The following is a 17,839-nucleotide window of genomic DNA, read 5'->3' on the forward strand; positions in this document are numbered from 1 at the left end:
TCGCCTTCAGACGCTTCTTTCATAGCAGCGCAGATTTCAGCGTAAGTAGTCTCTTTTGCCAGACGTACGGTCAAGTCAACTACTGATACGTTCAAGGTAGGAACGCGCATTGACATACCGGTCAGTTTGCCGTTCAGTTCAGGAATGACTTTGCCTACAGCCTTAGCAGCTCCCGTAGAAGAAGGGATGATGTTAGCAGATGCAGCGCGTCCACCTCTCCAGTCTTTTGCAGAAGGACCGTCAACAGTCTTCTGGGTAGCAGTAGTGGAGTGTACGGTAGTCATCAATCCTTCGAGGACACCAAATTTGTCGTTCAACACCTTGGTGATAGGAGCCAGACAGTTGGTAGTACAAGAGGCGTTGGAAACGAATTGTTCGCCTTTGGTGTAAGTATTTTCGTTTACACCGCAAACATACATGCGGGTGTCGTCTTTAGAAGGAGCTGACATCACAACATATTTTGCACCAGCGTCAATATGACCCTGAGCTTTGTCTTTAGAGAGGAATAAACCGGTAGATTCAACTACATATTCAGCACCTACGGCATCCCATTTCAGGTCGGCCGGGTTTCTTTCAGCAGATACACGGATAGTGTTTCCGTTTACCACTAAGTTACCCTCTTTTACTTCGATCGATCCGGTGAACTGACCGTGGATCGTGTCGTATTTTAACATATATGCGATGTAATCCACATCGAGCAAGTCGTTGATACCCACAATCTGGATATCGCTTCTGTTTTGAGCAGCACGGAAAACCAAACGTCCGATGCGACCAAATCCGTTAATACCTACTTTAATCATAACTTTGTTGAATTTATTTGTTAAAAGAATTTCTTTTAATTGTTATTGTTGCTATTCTTTTTGGCTTCATGCCAGTTATCATAGCTTTCTTCTATCTGTCCAACCTGATGAAGAACGTCCCTAAAAACCATCTTTTTAACAGGCTCGCAAAAATAGCATTTTTTTTCGGTTTGGTAAAATTATTTGAGACAAAAAACTGAAAAACTCAACGAACCCCTTCCCACCACTTACTGAAAACCTGCGTGGTATCGTTCAGATAGACCACTTCTCCGATTTTGGGAGTAACCAATGGCAATTGATCTCCTTCTTCGTTCAACTCGGTTATCCTTCTTAACGGTTCGTCCCAGGGATGATGTGCTAATTTGAATTTCGATGAATGAACGGGAAACAGGCGTTTTGCTTTTAACTCTTTGGCTACTTGCAATCCCTCTTCGGGCATCAGGTGGATAGCATGCCATGCTTGGTTATACTGTCCATTTTCCAGAATCGCCAAATCAAATCCGCCGAATTTCTCTCCGATTTCGGCAAAATGGGTGTCATACCCGCCGTCGCCACCAAGAAACAGTTGCTGTTTTTCGGTTCTCAGAATATATGCAAGCCAAAGCGACTTGTTCCTTTTGAAACTCCTGCCTGAAAAATGGCGTGCCGGTACGGTGTACAAGGTCATATTGCCGGAAAGAGGCATACTTTCGTTCCAGTCCTTTTCGGTGATTATCGTCGGATCGAACTTCCAGCGTTCGAAATGGGCACCTACACCCAGACCACATATGACATGTTTGATCTTTGGCTTCAACTTCTTTATGGTGGGATAATCCAAATGATCGTAGTGATCGTGGGAGATCAACAGATAATCAATTTCCGGCATATTATCGGCCGAATATACATCTGTTCCCTTGAACGATTTATTGGTATTGGGGATCGGCGAGGCATTGCCGCTAAAGACCGGATCGATCAGAAACCGTATACCATCGACTTGCATATAGTAAGAGGAATGACCGAACCAGACCAGTATATTTTCGTCGGAAGGCAGAGCTTTCAGGTCGGTCTTCACCGATGGGATCTCGTCCATAGGTCTTGTACGTGGGGCTTTCTTGAAAAGAAAATTATAGAAAGTCTTCACCATGGATTGGCCTCCGGTTAGACTGGGTGTATGGCTAAGATTCCGGAACTCTCCATCTTTGTAATTCGGGGATTGTTGAATTTGTGTAAGCCGTTCCCCTTTCGGCAATTTACCAAATTTCGGTTGAGACATATAAAAAAATGTTGTAGAGCCTAATAGCAATACAACGCTTACAAGGGTTGTCATTATTCGTTTTGTTAATCTCATGCAATCTGACCTCAAAGGTACCAGTTTTTGAAGAAAACCACCACTATTTTTGTCATTTTAGATCCTTTATTTGTTGGCAATGTCCAACAGTTCCAGATATTCCTTATACATTTCTGCCTAAATTGATACAGGTTATTTCCAAGTCTGTGTTGTTGATCTTTACTTTGCTCATATTTTTACTTTCGTCTTACTTCAAAATTTCTTTCAAAAACATCAGTAGATGGTTCCAGGCTCTTTTAGCCATGATTTCGTTGTATTCTTGTGATTCGGGATTGGTGAAAGTATGGCCGCTATTGGCATAAGTGATAATCTGCCAGTCGGCATTGCCATCCCGCAATTCTTTCACAAGGCTGTCGTAATCTTCCTGAGAAACACTCTTGTCCTCGGCCGGATGCTGTACCAGTACTTTTGTCTTTATCGGAACATTCGGACGGGTTTTGTCTTTACTTAATCCTCCGTGTATGGAGACGACTCCCTGTATCTCGAGTCCTGCTCGTACCGCCTCCAGTGCTCCTGTTCCACCAAAACAATAACCGATAATGGCTATCTTGTCTGTCAATGCACCTTGTCTTTTTAGTTCTTCTAATGCCAAAGCGATCCGGTGCAGATAAGCCTTATAATCATTTTTGTATAAGCCCGCCATTTTTGCGGCAGATGCATTGTCTTCCGGGATATTTCCTTTACCATAAATATCCGCTATAAATGCGATATATCCCTCTTTTTCCAATTTCAGGGCTGCTGTCCGGGCTTCATTATCTACTCCTTTCCACGCAGGGAGAATCAAGACTCCTGGTAGTTGTCGACCGGCATTGGCAGTCACCAACCCGTTTAACTCCTGTGTGCCGTCTTTATAGGATACTGTTTTCAGAGATTGTGCCGGACTTAATTGTACAAAAACCATCAGTGAAAGTATTGCGATTAGTTTATTCATATTTGGATTTTTTTTCGTTTGTAAAACTATATTATTTTATATGTTTATCTTGCTGATTTCATTGCTTTTATCTTCTTCACTGTTGTATCCGATAAAAGCTGTTGATAAGTTTCGGTTTCCATTCCGTAGAGAGCGATTTTTCCTTCGCCGTTACTGTGGATACCGAAACCATAACTCTTTGGTAAGGGTGAAGTCCGAAAGCAGGGTTGCCCTTTTGAGAAAAATTGTTCCCTTGCCTGTGGGTATTCATCTTTCGGAATACTGTTTCTCTCTACATATACCTGAAACAGAATGTCGTCGGAACAGTATTGATAAGGATTGCCATTCAACAGTTCGTATTGCATTTGCGCTACGCTCTTTTTATCCTTTGCAGGGGGTATTGTCCCGCGGTCTACCTTCGTATCTTCCGCCACTTCAATCAATGTGTTGAAATAATTTGTCGTATGGGTTTTCATATCCTTTACCTGTTGCAATCATCTTATATAAAACAAAAAAAGGGAATGAATGTTTCATCCCTTTTCTATAAATAGTTGGAGTTTTTTATGAAATCACTCGCTATTGACAAAATTGTTTAAGGAGGGCCAGATTAATCTTATTTCACCATTAGATAGAGTATCATGATGATAGCCGCGATAGCGATAATTGTCATCGCGATCTTTGCTTTGCTCTTCGGATATTGTCCTACAACCTGGCCTGTACGGCCGTTCACTACGAATTGGTAGACTTTGTTGTTGTACTTAAACGAACTGATCCACACGGGCAACAGAAGGTGTTTGAATTTCAGGTCATCGTATCGGGTTTGGATGGAATGGATACGTTGATGGTCTCCTCCTATGTCAGAGCGGACATTCTCCCTGATAATATCATCCATTTTCTTTTTGGCATAGTTGAACGATTCCCTGAAATCGCGCTGGTATATTTCTGTGATGAAACCCGCGAGAAACTCCTTTCGGTATGCCACGCAATTCATCATATCCCAGTTGGTCAACTGGTTCATGATGTTGGGGGGAAGGCTTTGGGCGGCGGGGATAATAATATCGTCAAAGAAGATGGTTACATTTCCGCGGGCAGGATACCAGTCGGTGACAGTACGTTCTACCTTTTCTCCTTTATTGTTGGTATAGCTCTGTTGCCGGTCTTCACCCCGTTCACCCCGGTAATCGGTGTTGGTGTGGGAATCGTATGTCCAGAACGGAAGATATACACCTTTGAAATTGTCGGTATGGACACTTCCCTTTTTCAGTTTATTGGGTAAATACCATTTCTTGTTCAACCATTTCTTGAAATTGGTGCTGCTCTCTTTTTCGGTAATCTTGAAAGGTAGCAAATATTCCGGTTGCCAAAAACGCTTTATATGCACTTCCTGCATGATGAGAGGGGTATTGCAAAAAGCACATTTAGCACCTGATACATTGGGTGGAAGGGTGGTTGTGGCTCCACATTGCCGGCATTTTATCTCTGAAACCTCTTCGGTTTGCTCTTCGTTATTTTCGTTGGCACGATCTTTCCAGTAAAAAAAGTCGTTTTCCGCTATCCTGACCGGTGTTAGGTCTAATTCTCCGACATGACTGCAATACAAACATTTGAGATTACCATCGGCGGGGGAATATTGCATGATTCCCCCACACGAGGCACACTTGGTTTGTAGCGCATCGGTAATGGGTTCGGTAGTGTTCATTGGTCGGGGATGAATTATGTAAGCGGCGGCGGTGTGGTGTTGAAGAACTGATTCAGTTCGACTACGGTTTTGGCGGCGACCCATGCAGGCATACCGGTAGTCCACACCAAGGTGTCGGGAGTAAGTTGTCCCTGTTGCGCCATCAGTTGCAATTGGGCTATGGGGTACGGACCTTGTTGCACTCCGTTCAAAGCCACATGATATACTGTCTGGTGCGGTATGGGCGGCGGTGTGCCCTGTTGTGGCTGGGTATATTGTCCTCCTTGAGGATTGGTCATTTGTTGTGCCATCTGCCCAGCCATTGCCAGTCCTATTCCGGCACCCATGGCATCACCCGCAAGGTTTCCACCCCCGGCAGGGTTGTTGGCGGAATCTTTGATGGAGTCGGCAAACTGCATTTGCGTGTAAGCTGTCATATTCCCGATGACTCCCATACTGGTTCGGCGGTCGAGTGCCTTTTCTACCTCGTCGGGTAATGATATATTCTCTACCAGGAATTTAGTCAACTCAATACCATATTCTGCAAAATCATCCTTGAGGGCAGTCGTCAGTCCCAGTGAGAACTCGTTGAGGTTGGCAGCCAGATCGAGGGCGGCAATCTTCGATTCTCCGAGGTAGTCGGTGAATTTGGTGATGACGAAGTTACGCAGTTGGTCGGTAACGCTGTCGGTAGTGAAATTTCCATCTGTACCTGCCACATTACGGATGAATTTGGTGGGATCGGGTTCCACACGGAAGCAATAGGACCCGAAAGCACGCATACGGATGGGTCCGAACTCGGGGTCGCGCATCATAATGGGATTTGCTGTTCCCCAGCGTAGATTAAGGAACTGTTTGGTATTTACGAAATAGACATCGACTTTAAACGGTGAGTTGAAGCCATATTTCCATCCCCTGATGGTGGTGAGGATAGGCATATTGGCAGTGGTGAGTTGGTAACGCCCGGGCTGGTAAATATCGGCGAATTGCCCTTCGTTCACCAGGACAGCTACCTGCGTTTCCCGTACGGTAAGTTGTGCACCATTCTTAATTTCAGCGTTATAGCGGGGAAATCGCCATATCATGGTGTCGGAAGTGTCGTCTGTCCATTCGATGATATCTATAAATTCTCCGAATGCTTTCTCTTTCAGTTTGTTTAAAAAGGCCATTTTTATAAGTTTATAAAGTTAGAATATGTAGAAATTAAGAAATAGATTTCGTCATATGCTGAGCTATTTTTAAAAGTTCAGTGGTCGTTTTCCAGTTCCGCGTCGTGGCTTTCATTTTTAGTTTCGCTTCCAAAAAAGTGTTGTTTAATTTTGTCCTGCCATATCCATTAGGACAATATAGATATATTGCGTTACCGGTAACAGATATTTCTTCCCCGTTTTGTTTCTTTTCTTCTAATGCATTGAGATCATATTTATCAGGGAGAGAAGAGAGAAATGTTACGTGTAAAAAAGCTGTTTCTTTGCCATTCTCTTTAGCAAACGGATTGGTATCAACTATTTGTCGTAGTTTATCTACAGACAATACAATGACGGGTATCTGGAACCCAAAATCCTTTTCGATCCGGTCAGAAATGATTTGTGTAAACTCATCCAGTTCGATATTCTTATCTGTGGTAAAGACCATATTTCCGCTTTGCAGATAAGAGGTTACATTATGAAAACCTAAACTTTCATAGGATTTTCGCAAAGCATCCATTTTGATCATTTTTTGCCCGCTTACGTTAATGCCTCTTAATATGGAAATGTAGGTTGTCATTTCAGTTTTCTTTTAAAGAACAGGATACAAATATATGCAATAGTATCAAGAGAATGATCATTTATCACCACGAAAGTTTTATTATCTTTGTGCTCCGTTTTGGATTTATATGCAATTTAGCATCCAATATGAGGTGTTATAAATCATACAAAAGATATTAAATCAGAAAATTAATCAGTCAATATAAAAAATATGTCCGACGATAAGAAGATTATTTTTTCCATGGTGGGCGTGAGTAAGACATTTCCGCCCCACAAACAGGTATTGAAAGATATTTACCTCTCCTTTTTCTATGGAGCCAAGATCGGTATCATCGGTCTTAACGGATCGGGAAAATCGACGCTGTTGAAGATCATTGCCGGGATCGAGAAAGAGTATCAGGGTGAAGTGGTCTCCGATAAAAGTTTTTCGGTAGGTTATCTGGAGCAGGATCCTGCACTGGATCCTGATAAAACAGTGATTGAGGTAGTACGTGAAGGTGTACAACCCGTGATGGATCTGCTGAACGAATATGAAGAGATCAACCTGAAATTCGGATTGCCGGAATATTATGAGGATGAAAATAAAATGAATTCTCTGTTTGCCCGTCAGGCCCAATTGCAGGATAAGCTGGATGCTGTAGATGCGTGGAATATCGATAATCGGTTGGAACGGGCAATGGACGCCTTACGTTGTCCTCCTGAAGAGCAACGAATCCGTGAACTGTCGGGAGGTGAGCGCCGTCGTGTAGCGCTTTGCAGACTGTTGTTACAGGAGCCGGACGTACTGTTGCTGGATGAGCCGACCAACCACCTCGACGCCGAGTCGATCGACTGGCTGGAACAACACCTACAACAGTATCAGGGTACGGTGATCTGTATCACCCACGACCGTTACTTCCTCGATCATGTGGCTGGCTGGATCCTTGAGTTGGATCGTGGCGAGGGAATACCCTGGAAAGGAAATTATACCTCATGGCTCGAACAGAAGACCAAACGGATGGAGCAGGAGGAAAAGCAGGTCAGCAAGCGTCGCAAAACCCTGGAACGGGAACTTGAATGGATTAATCTGGCTCCTAAAGCTCGTCAGGCGAAAGGAAAAGCGCGTCTGAATTCTTACGAACGGTTGTTGAATGAAGATCAGAAGGAGAGGGAAGAAAAACTGGAACTCTTTATCCCGAACGGTCCCCGCTTGGGAAACAAGGTGATCGAAGCCATCAACGTGAAAAAAGCATTCGGTGATAAATTGTTATTCGATAATCTGAATTTTATGTTGCCCCCCAACGGTATTGTCGGGGTAATAGGCCCCAACGGTGCGGGAAAGACCACCCTCTTCAGATTGATTCAGGGAATGGAAAAAGCCGATGCGGGGAATTTCGAAGTGGGTGAGACGGTGGTAACCGCTTATGTGGATCAGGCACACGAAGCTATCGATCCCGAAAAGACGGTCTATCAGGTGGTCTCCGGCGGCACTGAATTTGTACGCGTAGGTGGAAAAGATGTCAATGCCCGGGCTTATCTCTCCCGCTTTAATTTCTCCGGCGCCGATCAGGAAAAACTGTGTGGTGTGTTATCGGGTGGGGAACGTAATCGTCTCCATCTGGCGTTGACATTGAAAGCAGGTGCCAATGTACTGTTGCTGGACGAGCCGACTAACGATATCGACGTGAATACTTTACGTGCATTGGAAGAAGGGTTGGAAAACTTTGCCGGGTGTGCAGTAGTGATTTCGCACGACCGCTGGTTCCTGGATCGTATCTGTACCCATATCCTCGCATTCGAGGGTAATTCGGAAGTATTCTACTTCGAAGGTTCCTACAGCGAATATGAGGAAAACAAGAAAATGCGCTTCGGTAACGAAGAACCGAAGAGGGTGCGGTACAGGAAACTTTGAGAATGTGCCAATAAGACTAATATGCCAATGTGCCAATGAGATTGAATAGTAAGGTAATTCATATATCCCAAATCCTAAATCTCAATTGAAAATCGATGTAGTCAAATTTCAAATCTGACATTCCAAAAAGTCTTGAATCTCTTAAGAAACAAAATGTTTCAACGCATTTTTTGAACGGTGAAAACGTTCTGGAATGCTTGGTTCTTGACTCTTGAGTCTAAATAGATAAAGAATGAAAAGGATTTCGATATTGTTTTTCTTGTTTTTGGTAAGTGCCGGTGTTTCGGTATTTGCACAAAATAGGCTGCTCAAAGGGGTGGTGAAGGATGCACAGTACCATACTCCGGTAGCTTATGCTGCTCTTTTTATTCAAGGTACACCTATTGGGACCGTGGCCAATAACGTAGGAGAATTTGCATTTACAGTTCCTGATTCTCTTTTCGGCAGGCAATTGATGGTTGTCCGCGAGAAATTTCAACTAACATCTCTTTCTTTGGTAGGTCGTAATTGGGATGATCTGATCATCGAGTTGCAACCGGATAAATTTGTAGATAGGATTCGTGCAATGCAGGACAGTATAGTTGCAACCTCGGGTGGTTTCGCTGCATTTCTTGCCAGAGCTACGAAATTCGTGACAAACGACTGGATTCCGCTTGGAAATTCCGGGACTAACCGGTTCGATTTCGGCAGGATACAGACTATTCCTACTTATAATCCAATTGAAGGGATACGGCTCAGAGGAGGGATCGCATCCAATTCCCGGTTCAGTCCACACTTCTTTGTGAGGGGATATGCTGCTTACGGTTTTAAGGATCAGCGATTCAAATATCGGGGAGAAGCCATCTATTCTTTTACTGAAAAAGTTTATCATGAGGATGAATTTCCAAAAAATAACCTGAGATTAGTGTATGAGAATGATCTCTATTCTCCCGGAGATATGCACCCCTATGCATTAAACGATCTGCTTTTAATTACTTATAGGCGATCATTGAACGAGGCTACCTACCGTAATTTTGCTGAAATCAACTACGAAAGAGAATATAAAAACGGGTTGACACACACTTTCCGGGTTAGAAGATCACGGTTTGTACCGCAGGGAGAATTACAATTTGACGGAGGTCATCAGGAGGGTATAGTTCTTACTCATGGAGAATTGAATACTACTGACGTAGGTGTACTGCTGCGTTATTCGCTGAGAGAAGCCTATGACCAGCAAAGGCGGAAGCGAATACCGTTGGAAATAACCTCTCCGGTTTTTTTCCTGTCTCATACGATGAGCCTTAATAATTTTATAGGAGGTGAAGTAGCTTATCACAGAACCGAATTCTCGGCACAGAAGCGTTTTTTACTAGGGCATGCCGGTCGATTGGATATGGTGGGTGAGGTGATGAAAGTATGGGATAAGGTGCCTTTTCCTCTATTGGTTTATCCCAATCAGCGATACCGATATCAAATTGAAAATAATTTCTTTTTCCTGAACAGGTCATTGGAATTCGTAGCCGATGAACAGTACACATTGAGAATGACTTTTGTGGGCGATAATCTCGTGTTGTCAAAAATACCTATTGCTGATATGTTGCAGTTGAAAGAATTGGCCTCGTTGCGAATTGTCCATGGCCGGTTAAGTAATAAAAATAATCCAACGCTCTCTCCCGAACGGTTATATCGTTTCCCCTCTGTTTCCCATCAATATGACAATGTGCCTTATATAGAAGGAACTATCGGTATTACCAATATTTTAAGACTTTTGCGTGTGGAATATGTACACCGCTTTACTTATAGGAATCATCCCGATGCCCTTCTGGGTGCGGTGAGGATGGATGTGACGTTATGATTGGATGATGTGTTGATTTGATGATTTACTGATGTTTAGTACGCCAATGAGAGAAAGGATAACCAACATTTGGATCAATGTTTTTTGGAAAAGTCCTAATCACCTGTGGGGATTGAAGGTAACGGTATCTATTGCTTGTCTCCTGATACCTGCGGAACTGATTTTTCATAACTCTTTTATCGGTACTACTTTAGCGCTGGGTGTTGTAGCGATGGCATTGGGGGAAACTGATGTGCATCCGATCGGGCGAATTAAATCGGCTGCCATAGCGCTGCTTCTCTTCTTTGTGAGTAGCAGCTTGGTAACTATTTTTCTTTTCCAGCCGGTATGGTTTGCTGTTGTGCTGGCTCTGATGTCGTTCTCGCTGATCCTGATAGGAGGTATCGATTCACGGTTGCAGGGTGTTACTTTCGGTGCCATGCTTATCATTGTCTACACTATGTTGGGAGCTGATGGCAGTGATCTGAAATGGTATTATCAGCCGACACTGCTCACCATAGGTGCGTTCATGTATTCCATCGTCTCTATCACACTGTTGTATTTCAGGCCATACAGGCTATTAAAAGAGCAGCTCGCCCGTAGTTTTCATTTTCTGGCGGAATATATCGACCTGAAAGCGAATCTCTTTCCCAGCAATCCCCAGTCACAAGCGATCATCAGAAACCAGTTGGCGCAGAAAAATATAGAACTGGCACAACAGATTGAAGCTTGCAAGCAGGATCTCTACAGTTTTTCGGAGGAGGGTAACCGTGACGAGCTGCCTACGGTTGATCATTATTACCGCAAATGGTTCCTGCTACAGGCCATGCAGGAAAGGGCCATCTCGAGCCATGAGCAGTATGATCTGCTCTCCAATCAGGTCAGAAATACCGAGATACTGGATGGGTTTGGAAAGCTGATGAGGGAAATTGCATCGGCCGTGCAACTTTATGCCGAATCCCTGTTGACCGACCAGCCTTATAAACATCCGATATCGCTGAAATGGACGATATCAGCCCTGCAGACGATGCTCGAAGCGGAGAAAGAAGAACAGCATTATTTTACCTTGTCGTTGCTGATGAAGAATCTGACGGGATTAGAGGAGAACCTTCGGGAGGAGGAAAAGACCATCGAACAGATAGATGTGACCGTGTTCCATACCAGAAAACCGGAGAGAAACAATCTGAAAAGATTATTGAATCCCGCGCATCCTCGCTTTCGATTTGCCGTGAGACTCACGCTGAGCTGGCTGTTGGGATATGGTGTCATGCTCTATCTCAACTTCGGAAAAGGGTCGTGGATATTAATGACATCGCTTATTGTTTTTCAACAGACCTATAGCGCCACGCGATTACGCCTGTTTCACCGCTTGTTCGGAACCCTGTTGGGCGTCGTGGCGGGAGTGGTGTTGACGCAGTTATTACCGACGCTTGCCGGACATATCCTGCTGATGCTGGCATCGATGTACCTCTTCTTCTTCTGGTTGAAGCAGAATTATACGATAGCCGTTGTCTTTATCACGATTTTCGTCCTTGCCGCATTCAATCTGATCTCCAATCAGGGTAGCGCAGTGGCGCTCCCAAGAATAATCGACACGATTGTGGGCGGAGCGCTGGCTTTCCTGTCGGTACGCTTTATATGGCCTAACTGGCAGTATAAACAACTTCCGGGGTTGTTGCTGAATGCAGTGACAAAAAACAGGCGCTATTTCGAAAGTATTTATGATGGTGCCATTACCGAAGAAGCCTATCTTCATAACCGGCGTACCGCTTACAATGCCGATAATGCACTTACTTCCGCCTGGAAATGGATGCGGTTGGAACCCAGGAATATGCGCAGGTCTCAAGATAGGGCCTTTAATCTCACCAATCAGAATCACGCACTATTATCCTATATTTCGGCTTTCGGGGTGCATAAATCCGGTGCCTATTTGTCGGAAAAGGAACTCGACTTTTGCCATAATGTGAGTGATGTCCTTCGGCTGGTATCAGAAATATTGACACACAAAGCCGATGAAGGAGAGATAAAGGCATATTTCCAACGGGCAATCTCCTGGGATGAACAGATGGAAGAGATGATGAGCGATCCCGCAAACCGGAGGGTAAGGCTTATTTCCAATATAGCCCATGTGGCACGGGAATTGCTGATAGAGGCGAAAGGGATAATTGAGACGTAGTCCGGCATTACTTGCTCAAAATTCTCTCTTTAAGAAGAATGCTATTTTAGACAATAATTTTTCAGGACATGCTCCTCGCACTCAGAAAAATGTTCAGCATCAGCCTGAAGAGAAAAATAGACCTTTACGCCCGACAGCCTGGTGGAAAGTTTCTTTCGTGGGAATCTTCACCGGATTGGTCGGAATCTCTTACTATCAGTACGTAAAGATATTGCCAGCCTTCATTGCCATTATCCTTTCAGCTATCGTGCTTACGAATATAAAATTCCGAAGATAATTTCTTTTCGCTTATCTTTGTACCCGTTTTTGCTTGAATTGAATAGAATAAATGATTACAATATTAGGTATAGAGTCTTCCTGTGATGATACTTCCGCCGCGGTAATCCGTGACGGTGTGATTCTTTCTAACGTGATTGCCGGACAGGCAGTACACGAGCGATATGGCGGTGTAGTACCCGAACTGGCATCGCGTGCACATCAGCAAAATATTATTCCCGTAGTGCATGATGCATTGAAACAGGCGCGTATCACCAAAGAGGAGATATCGGCTGTCGCTTTCACACGGGGACCGGGTTTGTTGGGTTCGTTGCTTGTAGGAACATCTTTCGGTAAAGGTTTTTCTTCGGCATTGAATATCCCGATGATCGAGATTAATCACCTTCAGGCGCATGTACTGGCACATTTCATCAAAGAGGATGAACATGATACCAATCAGCCTGGATTTCCTTTTCTCTGCCTGTTGGTTTCGGGAGGTAATTCGCAGATCATCCTGGTGAAGTCTTACGATGATATGGAAATTGTAGGGCAGACTATTGACGATGCTGCAGGTGAGGCGTTTGACAAATGCGCAAAGGTAATGGGGCTGGGTTATCCCGGTGGGCCGGTAGTGGATCGACTGGCAAAACTCGGCAGTCCCGATAAATTTAAATTCAATAAACCCCATATTGCCGGTTATGATTATAGTTTTAGCGGACTGAAAACATCGTTTCTCTATTTCCTTCGTGATGAACTGAAAAACAATGCCGATTTTATTGAAAAAAATAAGGAAGATCTTTGTGCATCGCTGCAAAAGACCATTATTGATATTCTGATGGATAAACTCTATCGTGTCGCCAAAGAGCTGCAAATAAAAGAGGTGGCAGTGGCCGGCGGCGTGTCGGCTAATTCCGGTTTGCGGGCTGCTTTTGAAGAATATAGCCGTCGCTACGGGTGGAAAATACATATTCCCAAATTTGCTTATACTACTGACAATGCTGCAATGGTCGCTATTTCAGGATATTATAAATTTCTCGACAACGAATTTTGCACTCCCGATGTAGTGCCTTATGCAAGAGTATCGATTTGATTTTGACGAGAGAATTTAGAAGTACTATTTATAAACCGTGAATGTTGATAATTAATTGTGGAAATATTTCCTTAATTGAGGGTTAAATTGTATCTTTGTCCCCGATTTGAATAAGATTGTTAAAGGTTATACGGATTTTCTCTTGCGATAAAGCACTTTTCCCTTTACCGGTCTTGGATTATGCAGTAATTATGAATTATTATACTCCGGCAGAAGCTGCCGAAGCATTTAGGATCACAGCAATTAATAAGTCGAAACTCCCGTTTCTACATTTTGTTATTGCTGCTATTCTCGGCGGGGCGTTTATTGCCCTCGGCGGATTGCTTACTGTGATGGTCGCTGGAGGCATGCCGGAAAGCAGCGGCGCCAACCCGGGGATCATGAAGTTTGTGGCCGGGGCACTTTTCCCAGTCGGACTGATCATGGTAGCACTCACCAGTGCCGATCTGTTCACCAGCGACTGTGCGGGTATGGCTTTCCCTTTATTAAATCGGGAGCTATCCGCGGCAAGAGTGGCAAAAATACTGCTGCTTTCCTATCTCTTTAATTTTGTGGGAGCGCAATTTATCGCTTTCGTGTTGTCTGCCAATGTGGGTCTATTCGATAAAGAACCCTGGCAATCCTACCTTCATCATTATTCCGAAGCCAAAGTGAATCAGGATTTCATGCGGGTATTTGTGAAAGGAATCGGGGCGAACTGGTTGGTGTGCCTGGGTATGTTTATGGGATATACGGCGAAGGATATCATCGGTAAAAGCGTAGCCATCTGGATTCCCATTATGATCTTTGTGGTGCTTGGCTACGAACACTCTATTGCCAATATGTTTTTTATTCCGGCAGCGATTTACAGCGGAGCCGATATTACTTGGACCGATTTCCTTTCGAAAAATCTCTTTCCGGCGACGCTCGGAAATATTGTCGGAGGTATGTTGCTGGTAGGGACGGTGTACTGGTACCTGTTCTTTCGTCAACCAAAAATGAATAATCATAATTAAAATACAATATATCAACATTATAAAATAATATATCAACGATGAATAATCAGCATGAATCTTGGAAAGGCTTTAAAGGCGATGTCTGGAGAAATGAAATCAATGTAAGGGATTTCATTATGAATAACTATACTCCCTATGAAGGTGATGATAGTTTTTTGGTTTCTTCTACCGAACGTACTCGTAAGGTCTGGAACAAGTTGACGGAAATGTTCAAAGAAGAGCAGTCAAAAGGCGTCTATGATGCCGAAACCAAATATCCGCAGGGAATTGATACCTACGGACCGGGATATATCGATAAGGATAACGAAGTGGTTGTCGGTCTACAAACCGATGCACCGCTGAAGCGGGGTATCTTCCCGAAAGGGGGTATCCGTATGGTGGAGAATGCATTGAATGCATATGGATACGAGCTTGATCCCCTGACCAAAGAAATCTACACCCGCTATCGTAAAACGCATAACGAAGGTGTTTTCTCCGCTTATACTGATGAGATGGTGGCTGCACGCCGTTCGGCCATCATCACGGGATTACCCGATGCTTACGGTCGTGGACGTATTATCGGTGATTATCGTCGTGTACCATTGTACGGGACAACCGCCCTGATCGAAGAGAAGAAAGATTTCCTGAAACGCCTCGATATCCAGGAAATTACGGAACGTGTCATACAGAGCCGTGAAGAGATTTCGGAACAGATTAAGGCATTGAAAGCTTTTGAGAAAATGTGTAATGGATACGGTTTTGATGTGACCGAACCTGCTAAAAATGCCCGTGAAGCGGTACAATTCCTTTATTTCGCCTATCTGGCAGCAGTGAAAGATCAGGATGGAGCTGCCATGTCGATCGGACGTACTTCCACTTTCCTCGATATCTATATCGAAAAAGATATCAAGGCAGGATTATTGACCGAAGAAGAAGCGCAGGAGTTGATCGATCAACTTATCATAAAATTGAGAATTGTGCGTTTCCTCCGTACACCGGATTATAATGACCTCTTCTCGGGTGACCCGGTTTGGGTGACCGAATCATTGGGCGGACAAACTGTAGACGGCCGTACTTTGGTGACAAGAACATCGTTCCGTTACCTGCACACGCTCTATAACCTCGGGCCGGCTCCGGAGCCCAACCTGACGGTCCTCTGGTCGCAGAACTCCCCCGAAAACTGGAAACAATTCTGTTCGAAAGTATCGGTAGATACTTCTGCCATTCAATATGAAAATGACGACCTGATGCGTCCCGATTATGGCGATGATTATGGTATTGCCTGCTGCGTATCTCCGATGAAGATAGGAAAACAAATGCAGTTATTTGGTGCTCGTGCTAATCTGGCCAAGTGTTTGTTATATGCCATCAATGGCGGACGCGACGAGAAATCGGGTGCGCAGGTAGCGCCTAAATTCGAATCCATTACTTCGGATTACCTCGATTATGATGAAGTAATGGCGAAATTTGAGCAGATGATGCGCTGGTTGGCAAAAGTGTATGTTAACGCGTTGAAGATCATCCACTACATGCACGATAAATATGCATATGAAGCTTTTGAAATGGCGCTTCACGACGGTGATGTACAACGTATCCGGGCAACGGGTATAGCAGGGCTTTCCATTGTGGCCGACTCACTTGCTGCGATCCGTGATGCGAAAGTGAAAGTGATCCGCGACGAACGGGGAATTGCTGTAGACTTCGAACGGGAAGGCGATTATGTACCCTTCGGGAATAACGACGACAGGACCGACCAGATTGCGGTGGATATTACCCGCAAGTTTATGGGATATCTTCGTCAGCATGAGACATACCGTAATGCCATTCCCACGCAGTCGATCCTTACCATCACTTCTAACGTGGTGTATGGAAAGAAGACCGGAGCAACACCCGACGGCCGTCCTGACGGAACACCTTTTGCACCGGGCGCAAACCCCATGAACGGCCGCGACACAAAAGGAGCGGTTGCCGCACTGGCTTCGGTGGCGAAACTGCCGTTCCAGCATGCGCACGACGGAATTTCCTACACTTTCGCCGTTTCTCCGGGAACGCTCGGCAAGGAACGGAATGTACAGATAACCAATATGGTCGGCCTACTCGACGGATACTTCACTTCTGACGGTGGACAACACCTCAACGTGAACGTGTTCGACAAGGATCTCCTGATGGATGCAATGAATCATCCCGAAAATTATCCGCAGTTGACGATCCGTGTGTCGGGTTATGCGGTTAATTTCGTAAAGCTGACCAAAGAGCAACAGTTGGATGTGATCTCGAGGACGATCAATCATTCACTGTAATCTCGATTAAGTAATTGCAACTAAAACATTCGTATCAGGAATGTTTTAGTTGCATTCATTTTTATTATATGTTAGGACGAATTCATTCCTTAGAGAGTTTCGGGACGGTGGATGGACCGGGAATCCGCTTTGTAATTTTTCTGCAAGGCTGTCCATTACGTTGCCTATACTGCCATAATCCCGATACTTGGGATGCGAAACAGAGTGGAAAATACGTTCTTTCTCCCGAACAACTATTGGAAGAGGTCCTTCGTTACAAGAGTTTCATTGCCAAGGGTGGGGTGACTGTCACTGGTGGAGAGCCGCTGTTGCAACCGGAGTTTCTGTTGGAATTCTACTCTTTATGTAAAGAGAACGGCATCCATACTGCACTTGACACTTCTGGAGCTATTTTTACAGAAGCTGTTCGAAAAGTATTCGATATGGTGGATTTGGTATTGCTTGATGTGAAATCGATCGATGCAAAACAACATAAAGAACTGACAGGAGTACGGATCGACAATACGCTGCAATCGCTTGATTATCTTGAAGAAAAGAATAAATCCACTTGGGTGCGCCATGTAATTGTGCCGGGGTGGACGGATAATGATTCATTACTGAAAAAAACGGCAGAGTATCTTGCCCCCTATCGTTGTATAGAGAAAGTGGAATTACTTTCCTATCATGATATGGGAATCCGCAAATATGAACAGTTGGGAATGGAATATCGGTTGAAAGACACCCTTCCTCTATCGAAAGAACGATTGGAAAATGCCCGGAATATTTTCAGAAATGCCGGACTTCGGGTGGTATAAGTGAAAAGTGAAAAATGAAGAGTGAATAATTATAGTTAGTGAACCGGAAATAAGCCCAAAACAGAATTGACGAGGAAGACCCT

The 17,839-nt window shown here is 44.3% G+C and carries 15 protein-coding genes; 8 read left to right on the forward strand and 7 right to left on the reverse strand.

The window, feature by feature from the left end:
• The 7 genes from gap to VB073_RS15685 all read right to left on the reverse strand — a co-directional run.
• A partial coding sequence (gene gap, locus VB073_RS15655; RefSeq protein WP_323405126.1) for a type I glyceraldehyde-3-phosphate dehydrogenase occupies nucleotides 1–800 on the reverse strand: 800 nt, incomplete at its 3' end.
• A gap of 205 nt (nucleotides 801–1,005) precedes the next feature.
• Nucleotides 1,006–2,106 (reverse strand): MBL fold metallo-hydrolase, encoded by a 1,101-nt coding sequence (locus tag VB073_RS15660; protein ID WP_416349565.1) that lies wholly within the window; start codon nucleotides 2,104–2,106, stop codon nucleotides 1,006–1,008.
• 208 nt (nucleotides 2,107–2,314) lie between these two features.
• Nucleotides 2,315–3,058 (reverse strand): dienelactone hydrolase family protein, encoded by a 744-nt coding sequence (locus tag VB073_RS15665; RefSeq protein ID WP_323405128.1) that lies wholly within the window; start codon nucleotides 3,056–3,058, stop codon nucleotides 2,315–2,317.
• Nucleotides 3,059–3,102: 44 nt separating this feature from the next.
• On the reverse strand, nucleotides 3,103–3,513 hold the full coding sequence (locus VB073_RS15670; RefSeq protein WP_323405129.1) for a DUF6157 family protein: 411 nt from the start codon (nucleotides 3,511–3,513) through the stop codon (nucleotides 3,103–3,105).
• Nucleotides 3,514–3,650: 137 nt separating this feature from the next.
• The gene (locus tag VB073_RS15675) at nucleotides 3,651–4,736 is read right to left on the reverse strand and encodes a hypothetical protein (protein ID WP_323405130.1); all 1,086 of its coding nucleotides are present in this window, start codon (nucleotides 4,734–4,736) and stop codon (nucleotides 3,651–3,653) included.
• A 14-nt stretch (nucleotides 4,737–4,750) separates the two neighbouring features.
• Nucleotides 4,751–5,884: an SPFH domain-containing protein gene (locus VB073_RS15680; RefSeq protein WP_323405131.1), complete on the reverse strand. Its 1,134-nt coding sequence runs from the start codon at nucleotides 5,882–5,884 to the stop codon at nucleotides 4,751–4,753.
• 34 nt (nucleotides 5,885–5,918) lie between these two features.
• Nucleotides 5,919–6,482 carry a DUF1697 domain-containing protein gene (locus tag VB073_RS15685; protein ID WP_323405132.1) on the reverse strand — a complete coding sequence of 188 codons (564 nt, stop codon included), beginning with the start codon at nucleotides 6,480–6,482 and terminating at the stop codon, nucleotides 5,919–5,921.
• A 192-nt stretch (nucleotides 6,483–6,674) separates the two neighbouring features.
• Here VB073_RS15685 and ettA point away from each other — a divergent pair, with 192 nt between their 5' ends.
• From ettA to pflA, 8 genes are all read left to right on the forward strand, one after another.
• Nucleotides 6,675–8,354: an energy-dependent translational throttle protein EttA gene (gene ettA, locus VB073_RS15690; RefSeq protein ID WP_323405133.1), complete on the forward strand. Its 1,680-nt coding sequence runs from the start codon at nucleotides 6,675–6,677 to the stop codon at nucleotides 8,352–8,354.
• A gap of 232 nt (nucleotides 8,355–8,586) precedes the next feature.
• Nucleotides 8,587–10,188 (forward strand): hypothetical protein, encoded by a 1,602-nt coding sequence (locus VB073_RS15695; RefSeq protein WP_323405134.1) that lies wholly within the window; start codon nucleotides 8,587–8,589, stop codon nucleotides 10,186–10,188.
• 46 nt (nucleotides 10,189–10,234) lie between these two features.
• Entirely contained in the window at nucleotides 10,235–12,343 is a 2,109-nt protein-coding gene (locus VB073_RS15700; protein WP_323405135.1) for an FUSC family membrane protein, read from the forward strand.
• Complete coding sequence (locus VB073_RS15705) at nucleotides 12,333–12,620, forward strand: hypothetical protein (RefSeq protein WP_323405136.1); 288 nt, start codon at nucleotides 12,333–12,335, stop codon at nucleotides 12,618–12,620. Before VB073_RS15700 ends, VB073_RS15705 begins: the two co-directional genes overlap by 11 nt.
• A 51-nt stretch (nucleotides 12,621–12,671) precedes the next feature.
• Nucleotides 12,672–13,688: a tRNA (adenosine(37)-N6)-threonylcarbamoyltransferase complex transferase subunit TsaD gene (tsaD, locus tag VB073_RS15710; RefSeq protein WP_323405137.1), complete on the forward strand. Its 1,017-nt coding sequence runs from the start codon at nucleotides 12,672–12,674 to the stop codon at nucleotides 13,686–13,688.
• A gap of 191 nt (nucleotides 13,689–13,879) precedes the next feature.
• Nucleotides 13,880–14,683: a formate/nitrite transporter family protein gene (locus VB073_RS15715; RefSeq protein WP_323405138.1), complete on the forward strand. Its 804-nt coding sequence runs from the start codon at nucleotides 13,880–13,882 to the stop codon at nucleotides 14,681–14,683.
• Nucleotides 14,684–14,721: 38 nt separating this feature from the next.
• Entirely contained in the window at nucleotides 14,722–16,962 is a 2,241-nt protein-coding gene (pflB, locus tag VB073_RS15720; protein WP_323405139.1) for a formate C-acetyltransferase, read from the forward strand.
• 68 nt (nucleotides 16,963–17,030) lie between these two features.
• Nucleotides 17,031–17,756: a pyruvate formate-lyase-activating protein gene (gene pflA / locus VB073_RS15725; RefSeq protein ID WP_323405140.1), complete on the forward strand. Its 726-nt coding sequence runs from the start codon at nucleotides 17,031–17,033 to the stop codon at nucleotides 17,754–17,756.
• Nucleotides 17,757–17,839: the final 83 nt, after the last annotated feature.

The organism is Proteiniphilum sp. (genome assembly GCF_034927365.1).
In the GTDB taxonomy this organism is placed as follows: domain Bacteria; phylum Bacteroidota; class Bacteroidia; order Bacteroidales; family Dysgonomonadaceae; genus Proteiniphilum.

Coding starts and splice junctions, on each gene's coding strand:
- VB073_RS15660 (WP_416349565.1), bottom strand. CDS start 2,106: ATGACAACCCTTGTAAGCGTTGTATTGCTATTAGGCTCTACAACATTT.
- VB073_RS15665 (WP_323405128.1), bottom strand. CDS start 3,058: ATGAATAAACTAATCGCAATACTTTCACTGATGGTTTTTGTACAATTA.
- VB073_RS15670 (WP_323405129.1), bottom strand. CDS start 3,513: ATGAAAACCCATACGACAAATTATTTCAACACATTGATTGAAGTGGCG.
- VB073_RS15675 (WP_323405130.1), bottom strand. CDS start 4,736: ATGAACACTACCGAACCCATTACCGATGCGCTACAAACCAAGTGTGCC.
- VB073_RS15680 (WP_323405131.1), bottom strand. CDS start 5,884: ATGGCCTTTTTAAACAAACTGAAAGAGAAAGCATTCGGAGAATTTATA.
- VB073_RS15685 (WP_323405132.1), bottom strand. CDS start 6,482: ATGACAACCTACATTTCCATATTAAGAGGCATTAACGTAAGCGGGCAA.
- ettA (WP_323405133.1), top strand. CDS start 6,675: ATGTCCGACGATAAGAAGATTATTTTTTCCATGGTGGGCGTGAGTAAG.
- VB073_RS15695 (WP_323405134.1), top strand. CDS start 8,587: ATGAAAAGGATTTCGATATTGTTTTTCTTGTTTTTGGTAAGTGCCGGT.
- VB073_RS15700 (WP_323405135.1), top strand. CDS start 10,235: ATGAGAGAAAGGATAACCAACATTTGGATCAATGTTTTTTGGAAAAGT.
- tsaD (WP_323405137.1), top strand. CDS start 12,672: ATGATTACAATATTAGGTATAGAGTCTTCCTGTGATGATACTTCCGCC.
- VB073_RS15715 (WP_323405138.1), top strand. CDS start 13,880: ATGAATTATTATACTCCGGCAGAAGCTGCCGAAGCATTTAGGATCACA.
- pflB (WP_323405139.1), top strand. CDS start 14,722: ATGAATAATCAGCATGAATCTTGGAAAGGCTTTAAAGGCGATGTCTGG.
- pflA (WP_323405140.1), top strand. CDS start 17,031: ATGTTAGGACGAATTCATTCCTTAGAGAGTTTCGGGACGGTGGATGGA.